Source organism: Prevotella sp. CAG:592, from assembly GCF_000436015.1.
Classification (GTDB): Bacteria; Bacteroidota; Bacteroidia; order Bacteroidales; family Bacteroidaceae; genus Prevotella; species Prevotella pectinovora.
This window is the reverse complement of record NZ_FR892556.1, coordinates 1-10,516: the sequence shown is the minus strand read 5'-3', so window position 1 is coordinate 10,516 and position 10,516 is coordinate 1. Positions and strand designations below refer to the sequence as shown.

Here is a 10,516-nt window from a genome sequence, read left to right as displayed (position 1 = left end):
CAAGCCCTAATGGCCGATTTGGGTTAAATTCTTCTGCTCTCCGTATCATTCCGGTTCGTATGTGGTCTTGAGCGGAAAGCCCTTCTCCTGTGCCATCAGAGTGACGGTGCGCACCTTCGTTCGTGCCATGTCGTAGGTGTAGACACCTATCATAGCCGAACCTTCGTGGTGTATCTTCAGCATCAGCTGTTCTGCGTCATCGGGAGTTCTATGGAATATCTCTATCAGCACCTTGATTACGAATTCCATCGTCGTGATGTTGTCATTGTGCATTGTCACTTTGTACATCCGGGGTTTCTTGTATCTTATCTTTTGTCTTATGTCTGATTGTTGCTGTGGCATAATTGTATGGGTATTGATTATTTGATATTGTTTCTCTCTGTTCCGCCTTCCGTCAGAACTTGAACATCAGCTTGAACCTCACTCCCTGTTTGTGAGCCGTAGGCAGGTCGAGATAGTTGAGGCGTCTCACGTACTGCACGCTGAGCACCTTGAAGATGTTGCTCACTCCAGCCACGATTTCCACATAGGGCTTGTTCTTGTCCATCAGGTTGGCACCGTCGGGGAATTGCATCAGCTGCGTGTTGCCGATATTACAGGCAGAGTATGGGTTGTTCTTCTCTGTCAGGTTGCCCCACAGACATTTCACTCCTATATACTCCCTCCACTTGAGCTTCTTGATGAACGGGATGCGGTTAAGTATCTTGCCGTTCATGTTCCACCACACGTCGATGCTGGCATAGCGGTCGTTCAGAAACTCCATGTTGTTGATGAGGTTGAACGTGCCGTATTGTGCGAGATACGACAGGTTGGCGGCTGGCATGATTAGCAGCGGGAACGGCACCTTGTTCCATTGTATTCCGCCTCTGAGGTCAACGTTCAGGTCGCCCCAGCTGTTCATCCAGAAGCGCTTGTATATCGTGGCTTCGGTGAAGTTGTAGTTGTAGTCGCCTCCCAGCACCCCCTTCACTCCCATCGTGTGTGAGATGGTGAAGACAGGAGCCTCGCGGTTGACCGACACTCTGTTCTGCTTTGTGTTCACCACCGTTTCGCCCGGTGCATATCTCAGCATCACCGAGGCCTCCGTGGTGCGTATCTTCCATGGCTCTGCCGGAGCCACGCCGTTTGCCGACAGCGGTATGAACTTCAGGTCGCCGCACGCCTCATTCTCTTCGGTCTTCAGCTTCGCCATAGCCTTCAGTCCGCCATACCATTCGTATTCGAAGGCGAGCTGCTGTCTGTTATAGAACATCATCTCCTTCACCTTAGTCCACTTCAGCGATGTGAACACGTTGTCCTTGTCGGTAATCAGGAACTTGTCCGACGGTGAGCATACGTCATGCGACGACGACAGTGTCAGCGTGCGCTTCGGGTATTCGTGGGGCAGATACTGCTTGGCGTTGAACGAGTAGGTGAGGTCGGCATTATAGTAGTTCTTCCTGCTGCCCCAGCCGTGGGCGTAGTAGCCCTTCAGAAACCAGTGCCTGTTCAGGTTTGCCGTAGTCTGTCCGCTGAGTCGCGTTCTCGTTCCGTCAACGAAGTTGCTCGTGATCATCGTGTTTATCGGTCCGATGTCGAATTTGCTCGGTGCCTGCTGCGATCCCGTCTCCACGAAATTCTCTATTGCCACCTTGAGGGCGAAGAGAGCGTATTTGAAGTTGCGCGAGTTCTCTATGTCGCGCAGAAACTGCGGCATCCTCGCCTCCGACCTCGTCAGCGGCACCATTCTCACCTGCTGCCAGAACATCCTGTCGCGGATCTTGGCGTCGGGCTGGTATATCTCCTTCTGCTTCCCTTTGAAATGTTTCGCCGGTATGGAGTCGAAAAGATAGTCTGTCATCCGCGTGTTTCTTATCACTATCGCCTTGGTGAGCACGCTGAGCAGTGACAGCTCCGCCACCATGTCGTCTTGCGTCAGCACCCATTCGCCGTTGTCCAGCTTGGTGTAAGCCTGCTGTATCTGCATGCCCTCCACGAAGTTCACTCCCGACTTGGAAGGCAGCGTCAGATGGCAGCGCTTCACGTGGAGCGTGGAGTCCTTCACAATCCACAGTTCGCCGGAGAATCCGAAGTCCTGTTGGTTGTTGGGCAGGAACTGCAGATGGAAACACGAGTCGCGCTCCACCTTCACCGTGTCTACGATATAGTAGCGGTAGAACTGTATGGCGTCTTTTCCTATCGGACTGGTGAAGCGTGCCTGCAGCAGTCGTATCTGGTCGTCGTAGATGTTCACGTTGCTGAACACGTCTTTCATCACTGTGCCCATCACCTCGCCGGTCTGAATGAACTTGTTCACGCCGTCCATGTGCTGTCCCACGATGATTGTCTTTTCCGAATGAGGGTCCTTGCGGTATATCTGCCGCGAGATGGTCTCGTCAACCATTACCGGCATTATCAGCTTGTTGTTGTATGGGCAAGCCTCCACCTGGTTCACCATCCAGTTGGTCTTCTTCGTGCCCTTCCTTTCCAGTTCCTTCGGCGAGATGTCGTTCACCGCCAGTGTCAGCTTCTGGTATTTGGCATATTGGAAGAAGTCGTGATTTTCTATGTCGGTGCGCTTCTTGGCTGCTATCACCCGTCGCATCAGTGCCACGGCAGGGTTTTCCTTTCTCTTGTATCTCTTGCGCTTTGACTTCACCGTCACTCCCGACAGACTCTTGGTGTCGGGCTTCAGCGTGATGCGCATGTGGTTGGGAGAGTTGGTGCCTATGAGCAGTTTGAGGTCTTGATAGCCCACGGCGCTGAATGTGGCATACCAGCCGTCGTGCTTCTCTATTGTGAACCGACCTCCATTGTCACTCACATACGATTTGCCGTGCCCCTTATACCTGATGCTGGCAAGGGGTATGCTGTCGCCGGTGGCCTCGTCAACGATGACACCGGTGATCTGCTGTGCGCTCGCCATGAGGGTGGAGAGCAGCAGCAATATGAATAATGATTTCAGTCTTTTCATTTCTCTCTTGATTTTCGGAATTGTATCCTAATGTTGTCTTCATCAGACAAAGGTGAGCTCCTTCGCCCGTCATTCCGCCAGCGACAGAATCTCCTTCAGACTCCCTATCACCTTGTCGGCAACGGGATTCTCCACCACCTCGTCTGTCCATCCTTCGCCTTTGAACCATATCGTGTGGCAACCGATGGAGTGGGAGGGCAGGATGTCCTTGTCGTAGCTGTCGCCGACCACTGCCACCTCTTCGGCTTTCATGCCGAGCCGTTCCACTCCCAGGGCGAAGATGCGGGCGTCGGGTTTCCTTATTCCCACTACTGCCGACTCTATGATGTCGCCGAACAGATGGTCGAGGCTGAACTCGCGGAGCACGGTGGCGATATTGCCATAGAAGTTGCTCACGAGCACGAGTGGGTATTTCTTTGCCAATTCCTCCAGCACCAGTGCAGACTCCTTTGTCGTTTGCATGGTCTGCTGATACACGTCGTCGAGGATTCTCTTGAGATATCCTGTGGCGTCGCCCAGATTCCTCTTCTCCTCCAGCCATTGCAGCTGCAGCCTTATCTTAGCCTGCAGTGTGTCGCGGAAGGTGAAGTCGGGTTTCACTATCGGACTGGTGGCAAGCGTGCGCTCGCCGTATACGTAGGCATCTCTGAAATCCTGTTCGCCTACGGGCACTCCGGTTCTCTCATACCCGTGCCACAACACCTTTCCCCAGTGGTTGCCCCTGGTGTCGAGCGTACCGCCGTAGTCAAAGATAAATCCTTTAATCCGCATCGTCAGTCCTCCTTGATATCTGTATTGTGGCAGTCTTCTGACTCCTTGTTCTCATCGGATTCCTCCTTGTTCTCGTTTTCCTTCGTCGCTTTTGCCTCGCTGCAGGCTACTATTCTCTGCACCATCTTGTGACAGAGGTTCTCGTGCTCATGGTGCATGTATATATACATAATGTTCATCACCACGATTTCAAACAGCAGATATAGCCATGGCAGGTCTATCAGGCAGGCGATATACAGGGCGATGGCTCTCATGTTGAAGGTGAGCAGGTTGGTGTATTTCATCAGCGGACGGCTGCCGGCAAGAAATTCCTCCTTCAGCGCAGCAGGCAGGTTCAGCGGTGCACCGTAGCGGTTTGTCGCCTCTGCCATCATGAGTTGGAAATTCTTCGTGCGTCGCTCCTGTGTGGCGCAGTATTTGGCGTAGTTGTAATAGAAGGCACGGAAGAAGAGCGCCTTCTTGGGCTGCTCGCGGAAGATCCGCCATTGTTCCTCCGACTTGTCGAGTTCGCTGCCCTCCTTGCCTTTCAGGAAGAACAGGTGTATCTGTCGGTAGTAGTCGGAGAGCAGACATTGCGGCGAATGGCTCATGATGCCTGCCATGAATGCCATCACCCATATCCATGGTCCCCAGGTCACGTCGGTGCCCGGAATCAGTTCGGTCATCATTCTCATTGAGAGAGCGAAATACACGCAGAAGAATGTAACGTCAGCCGAGAAGCCGTCGAGCACTCGTCCCACGAGTGTCTTCTTTCCTGTCAGTCGTGCCAGCTGTCCGTCGGTGGAGTCGCAGAAGTTGCTCAGCATCATCAGCACCACTCCCCAGATGTTATATTCCAGTTCGCTATGCCAGAACATCCATCCTGCCGCTGCTCCGAGTATCATGCCGAGTATCGTTATCACCGTTGGGTGAACTCCGAGGCGTTTCCACAGCAGTGTGAACACCAGTCCTATAGGTCGTGTGAAATACACGTCCAGCCATTCTTCCGTATCTTTAGATTTCATTGATGCCTTGAGCATCTCCTTAAATGTTGCCATGTCGTTTGTTTTGTTTGTTTTATTAATTGAAGATCCTCAGCAACCTTATTAGCCATTGCCATCTGTCCCTCCCCTACGGGGGAGGTTAGGTGGGGGCTGATGACGTCACTCCGCTATTGTCGCTATTGCCTCTGCCGCATCGTGTCGGCAGACGGAGAAACTGGGCCAGTCGTTGAAGTCGATGATGGCATACGAACCGTCGGACCTCACTATGCAGTCGCCGCCATACACCTCTATTCCCGTAAGCTGAGCCAACCGCGAGGCGTCGCTATGCAGGGCGGCAATGTCGAAGGACGTGTGGCGTGATGTGCCGTTGCGTCTCTCGTCGCCGAACTTCGAGAATCCGCCATCTGTCGGGTAGGTAGTGTGGAAGAATGCCGTTCCTGCCACACCGTAGAATTTCACGAGGTCGCCGTCTACGTGTGCCGTTGTCACGATGTCGGTTATTCCTCTCTTTCTGAATTCCTCTGTGATGATGTCCCTCTCTTTCTCGTTGGCAGCAAATCTTACGTCACCCTTCTCCTGCGCCGCCTCGTCGCCTCGCTTTATCCACCATCCGTGGTCGCCGTGGAGTGGGGCACAGGGAAAGTCGTTCTCTCTCATCATCCTGTCGATGACGCTCCTTGTGGCGTTGAGGACAGGTTGCGGACGGTTTATCACTCTCGCTCCCTCACCTTCCATCTGCGTCAGGATGTCGAGTGCTTTCCTGCTCCTTGCCATAGAGAGGACAAGTAGTGGGGCGCTGGAGTGTGGCAGATAGGCGTCTGGCAGTCTCTGCATCAGCGGCATCCCTTCCGTCTCGATGTCTTCTTCCCTTGTTTTATATATGTTATATCGTGTACTGAGCTTTTCGCATACCGCATCCATGATGGCTTTGTCGCGCTCCACGGAATTTGGCGAATACCTCTCAGCCCGATATATGGAGATTAATTCATACTTCACTTTCATAATTCATAATTTCCCCCGCTTGTCCCTCATAATCCGAAGTATCCCTCATAATCCGAAGTACCCCCTCATAATCCGAAGTACCTAAGTCCCTCTCCCTTCAGGGGGAGGTTAGGAGGAGGCTTTTGAGTCCCTCCCCTACGGGGGAGGCTAGGTGGGGGCTGTTTTCAGCGGCGAGGCTATTGACGTCGTTGTAGCAGATGTCAGCCGATGTGTATGCGCTTTGGAGTCCCTTCCCTTTAGGGGAGGTTAGGAGAGGCTTCAAACTCTCAAAAACTCCTCTGCCTTCCCGATGTCGCTCTTGTGGTCGATGTCGAGGATTTTGCTGAAGGGGAAGGCCTCCAGATGCAGTCCGTCAGCCACCATAGCCCTTTGGAAATTCCTCATTCTGCTCTCTCCCCGCTCTATGCAGGCATGCAGCGTGGCGATGGATTTTGGGGACAGTCCGTAGATGCCTCCAGAGATATATCGGCAGGAGTCGCTATGGTCGAGGAATCCTGTGATGGTCATCGTCCCGTCGGTATCCACATACAGCGGTTTCTCATCGTCGATATAGTCGGTCACCGCCATCAGTCCGTCAGCTGAATATGTCTCCATCGCGTCGTTCAGAGCCATGATATAGTTGCTGAACTCCTTCTCGCGGAATATCGTGTCCACGGTGGTAAGACAGTATGGTGCGCCCAGCAGATACCGGCTTATCTCGTAAAGGCTGTGCATGGAGCTGGGTGTGCTCTTCACCACGAAGCGCAGCGGGATGCGTCTGCCGTTGAGTCCGTCCTCCTGAATCTTCATCAGGTGGCTGCTGACGAGTGTCGTCTTGTCGTTGCAGATCACTACAATCTCCTCGGCGTTGTTGTCAGCGAATATCCTTATCAGGCGATCGATGAGCGGTTCGCCATTCACCTCCACGAGTGGTTTCGGCATATCTATTCCTTCGGTGGCGAGCCTTGATCCTTCGCCGGCTGCTATTATTGCGTATCTCATATCTCTTGTCGTTGTGGTCAGTTGAGGTTTTTGCTATTGCAGACTTCAACCCAAATCGGTCATTAGGCCGTTTGTTTTCCTTCAAGTGCCTATATTCTGCAAAGTTATCTAAATCCTCTGTAATAAGAAAACAATTTCTTCTATTTAAGTTTTTTTTGTTAGTAGATGATGTGATTCCTTGCTCCTCGTCTGTTTATACCCAGATTTGCATGTTTCGATTATGGAGTGTTTCTCTTATATTGTCTAAAAACCAGAGTATTTGTCAATGAGCAAAATACAACAAGGAATATGTATTTAGGGATTAACGCTTTTGCCCTTTCAGGGCGTACCAATGATAATACGATAAAATACCCTGGGTATACCGAGTCCAGCACGCGTTGCTCTATCGCTACGATTTTCATGGCTCACATAAGCAAAACAAGCCGGCTGTCATCGTTGACGGCCGGCTTGTGGATAGTTATTCCGAAATAAAATATCGTTACTGTTACGATAACGGACACATCCGCCAGTAAACATCTATGTTGTTAGGAATGTCGGGGTGACATTCGCTTGGGGGTTAATCCTCCCACTGGTCCCAGAGGTTGGTGCTGTGATCCTTAGAACCGGCCTCGAAACCATCCTCACGGTTTTCCTGTACACCTGTCTGCACATCCCCAGTGGTGTTCTGAATGCTTCCGGTGTGCATCAGGGTGCCCTTCACTGCCACCTTAACGGCTGTGGGCTTTATATATTGCTTTTTCATGTTTATTGCTGATTAAAGAGTTTAACCTATGGATTACTTCACTACCAACTTCTTGCCACCTACGATGTAGAGGCCGCTGGGCAGACCCTCGGTAGAGGTGGCGCCTTGGCGCACGAGCTGTCCGTTGAGGTTGTAGATGTTGGCGCTGTGCTGCTGCGCTGCCTCGATGCCGTCGATGGCTGTCGTGTTGCCGTTCACCTGTTCGACCACGCCCTCAATCTCATACTCGAAGACATTTGAGACCTGGCCCTGAACCGACTGCAGCCATCCGCGGAAGCCCTTGGTCTTGGTCTTCACCTTGCGGTAGTACCAGAGGCCGGCTGTGCCACCCTTGTTGTTGCCGTTGAGCACGTAAGAGTTGGCGGGAATCAGGTCATTGTCGAAGCACTGCACGTAAGTACCCACAAACTGCACCTGTTGGGCTGTTCCATACTCCTCAGAGCCTTTATCACCCATCACGCGGCCTGAGTAGGCGTTATCGGCGATCTCGCTCTTCTTCTTGAAGGTCACACCCACGATGGTGTAGTAGTCCTCCACCGAGATGTTATAGCCGTCTTTGTTAAATGTCTTCACCGCCTGTTTCTGAGGCATGCCACCGTCGGCCGTCGGCTTCACGAGATAGAGCTTGCCCTCCTCGATAGCGATGGCATCGGGGTCGTTGCGGTTGGCAGTGATCGGGTCGAAGATGATGCGCTGCGGGTGATTCTCATCGTATGCACCCTTGAACTCAGAGATGTGCACCTGGTCGCCGAAGATGCTCTTCACCTGACCCACATTGAGGCTGATGGGCAACACCAGTGAGTTCCACTTGTCAGTGTTCATGGTGCGGTGCAGGTAAACGATCGACTTCTGGAGCGTCTTGTCGTCGTCCTGTGCCTGTGCTTTGATATAACCACCATCGGTCTGGTCCTCATCGAGGATGAGCTCGTTGGGGGGCGTACCGAGGTACTCAATCTTGAAGTTGTCGAAGCAGGTCCAAGCGTTGTCGTCGGCATCCTGAGTATCGTCGGCAGCGCTACCCACCTGGATACCGAACGAGAGCGTCTCAAATGTTGTTTTGGCTTCATTGGTCGGTGACACATACACCTTCACTGAAGCGTCGAACGTGTTCACGTTGGGTGTATCGAGAAGTTTCGAAGCAGCCACATAAGTGGCGGGCTTGTTGGCAGGATCGATCCGGTGCAAGTTGGCGATAGCAAACTTTTCGCTCTGTGCCGTGGCCGAACCGGTAGTGTTACCCATACCTGCTGCGGCGTAGAGGCGAGCGATACCCTTTGTGGCGGTGGTGAAGCCCACGCAGCTCACGCGATACCAACCCTCCTTGATCATGTTCTTAGTGGGAATGGTCTGCACCACCGAACCGCGGGCACCGTGGATGTTGGCAGTCCAAGCACCACCGTAGGATTGCTGACGGTTCTCACCTACCGTCATCGTCTCGCCTGTGATGGGGTCGGTGGTGTAGTTTCCTTCGTCGTAACCGTTACCTAAGTAGTAGGTGTAGCCGGCGACTACCTTTTGCTCCGTATTCGTCTTTTTGTAAGTAACTTGTGCTGTATGATAACGATCATGCTTCGAACTTTCTTGGCACTCTCTTTCCCAAGTTTCTCCATGATCCACTGTGGTTGTGATCGTAGAAGTATGTCTCTGGGTTCCCCTATCATATTTATAAGCATGTTCACTGGTGTACGTGTACACCTTAATGGTCGTAGGAATAGCATCCGTTGGCTTGCAGACCTTGTTGCCCTTATAAGAGAGTGTTCCTGTGGGGTTTTCTGTGGAGGTAGCCCCTGTCTTCCATTCCTCACAAGAGTTGTCATTACGGGCGAAGTCGAAGTCGGACATCAAGAAGGTGGCGTTCACTGCTGCCACATGGGCGTTGTTAACTGTCTTGAAAGCGTCCTTGCGCTGATCCTCCGTCACGATAATCCACTTGCTGTAAGCTGTTGAATCGGCAGGAATGCCGCGCATGGTTGAAGTGGTTTCCAATCGAGCGCTCACGTGAGCATTGGCACCCTCAGCAAACATATAGAATGTTTTGCCTGCCATAGAGCTTTTGTTGCCTTCGTCAGGTTTGCTACTTGTTGATGTGATAGAAAGGGTGTAGCCTTCGGTTGGAGTACCAGTAGCAGTGATTGTGTGGTTCTCAGAAGCTCTCACATTACCATCCACGAAATAGTTAAACTTATCGAATTTAGAGGTTAGGTCCGTACCATCCATCAGGGTCAGCTTACCATTGCTATCGCCACCTTCCTGCTTCACCTTTGAGGTAAGCGTGAAGGTGCCATTGGTGTACGTCAGTTCGAACGGCGCACCCTCCACGTTCATGGTAGCCTCTGTGCCCCAGCGGCCACCCTTACCAAGAAACTGCTTGGTACCTATGTTATAAAGGTAAACGGTTTTGCCATTGGCTTCGGAAGGTTTAGTGCCTGTCCATGCTGCGATGGGCTGTTTACCCTTACTGCCACTTGTTTCTGTTCCAGTAGTCTGTGCAAAACACGTCTGTGCTGTGGCAGCTACCATAAGTGCTGTCACGAAAAGTTTAGCCTTGCGCTTGGATATACCGCAGCGCAATAAACCTGTTGGGAAATGTTTTAATCTCATTTTCTAGTTAATTTATCGTCTTACTTGCTAATGAATTATCTTTCTCTGTATATATTCTACATCTGTGCGGCGACACTGACTTACTGATGCCTTTTCTCTTCTATACTGTGTTGCCTCGGCTTTGCTTTAGTGGGCTTGCGCCTCTTGTTTATTTTATAGCCTTAGCTTACTTAGCATTAATAAAATTGTATTTCAGATGTCTAACGCATTTATGCGCCGCTTTTATGTATATGCTTTATCAGCAGTGGCGTCCGCATTTCTGTTTCAGCCTCTGACTTTTATTGACTCGATTTTTATATAATCGATGCAAAGTTAGTGACTTTTTCCGTAGGAGATTGTGTTTGTTGTGAGAAAAAATTAATGTGTTATGATATTTTAACAGAGAGGAGGGTTGGTGTCTTGTGATTTAAAAACCCATCCTGACCTCAAACCCATCCAGACCTCAAACCCATCCAGACCTTCCCCAAGGGAAGGAACAAGTTA

8 protein-coding genes are annotated in these 10,516 nt (G+C 51.5%); all 8 read right to left on the bottom strand.

Annotated features, from left to right (window positions below; translation table 11 throughout):
* Positions 1 to 45: 45 nt before the first annotated feature.
* Complete coding sequence (locus tag QVO99_RS04475) at positions 46 to 288, bottom strand: ATP-dependent Clp protease adaptor ClpS (RefSeq protein ID WP_231557023.1); 243 nt, start codon at positions 286 to 288, stop codon at positions 46 to 48.
* Positions 289 to 394: 106 nt separating this feature from the next.
* Positions 395 to 2,953, bottom strand: a complete 2,559-nt coding sequence (locus QVO99_RS04470; RefSeq protein ID WP_022316401.1) for a DUF5686 family protein — start codon at positions 2,951 to 2,953, stop codon at positions 395 to 397.
* A 69-nt stretch (positions 2,954 to 3,022) separates the two neighbouring features.
* Entirely contained in the window at positions 3,023 to 3,724 is a 702-nt protein-coding gene (locus tag QVO99_RS04465; RefSeq protein ID WP_022316400.1) for an HAD family hydrolase, read from the bottom strand.
* 2 nt (positions 3,725 to 3,726) lie between these two features.
* Positions 3,727 to 4,761, bottom strand: a complete 1,035-nt coding sequence (locus tag QVO99_RS04460) for a CDP-alcohol phosphatidyltransferase family protein (protein ID WP_022316399.1) — start codon at positions 4,759 to 4,761, stop codon at positions 3,727 to 3,729.
* 105 nt (positions 4,762 to 4,866) lie between these two features.
* Positions 4,867 to 5,703 carry a hypothetical protein gene (locus tag QVO99_RS04455; protein WP_288176960.1) on the bottom strand — a complete coding sequence of 279 codons (837 nt, stop codon included), beginning with the start codon at positions 5,701 to 5,703 and terminating at the stop codon, positions 4,867 to 4,869.
* 264 nt (positions 5,704 to 5,967) lie between these two features.
* Entirely contained in the window at positions 5,968 to 6,690 is a 723-nt protein-coding gene (locus QVO99_RS04450) for a nucleotidyltransferase family protein (protein ID WP_022316397.1), read from the bottom strand.
* A 556-nt stretch (positions 6,691 to 7,246) separates the two neighbouring features.
* A complete protein-coding gene (locus QVO99_RS04445) occupies positions 7,247 to 7,432 on the bottom strand; it encodes a hypothetical protein (protein ID WP_022316396.1) in 186 nt (61 codons plus the stop codon).
* Between the two features lie 33 nt (positions 7,433 to 7,465).
* Positions 7,466 to 10,033, bottom strand: a complete 2,568-nt coding sequence (locus tag QVO99_RS04440) for a hypothetical protein (protein ID WP_022316395.1) — start codon at positions 10,031 to 10,033, stop codon at positions 7,466 to 7,468.
* Positions 10,034 to 10,516 lie beyond the last annotated feature (483 nt).

Coding starts and splice junctions, on each gene's coding strand:
- QVO99_RS04470 (WP_022316401.1), bottom strand. CDS start 2,953: ATGAAAAGACTGAAATCATTATTCATATTGCTGCTGCTCTCCACCCTC.
- QVO99_RS04440 (WP_022316395.1), bottom strand. CDS start 10,033: ATGAGATTAAAACATTTCCCAACAGGTTTATTGCGCTGCGGTATATCC.
- QVO99_RS04465 (WP_022316400.1), bottom strand. CDS start 3,724: ATGCGGATTAAAGGATTTATCTTTGACTACGGCGGTACGCTCGACACC.
- QVO99_RS04450 (WP_022316397.1), bottom strand. CDS start 6,690: ATGAGATACGCAATAATAGCAGCCGGCGAAGGATCAAGGCTCGCCACC.
- QVO99_RS04475 (WP_231557023.1), bottom strand. CDS start 288: ATGTACAAAGTGACAATGCACAATGACAACATCACGACGATGGAATTC.
- QVO99_RS04460 (WP_022316399.1), bottom strand. CDS start 4,761: ATGGCAACATTTAAGGAGATGCTCAAGGCATCAATGAAATCTAAAGAT.
- QVO99_RS04445 (WP_022316396.1), bottom strand. CDS start 7,432: ATGAAAAAGCAATATATAAAGCCCACAGCCGTTAAGGTGGCAGTGAAG.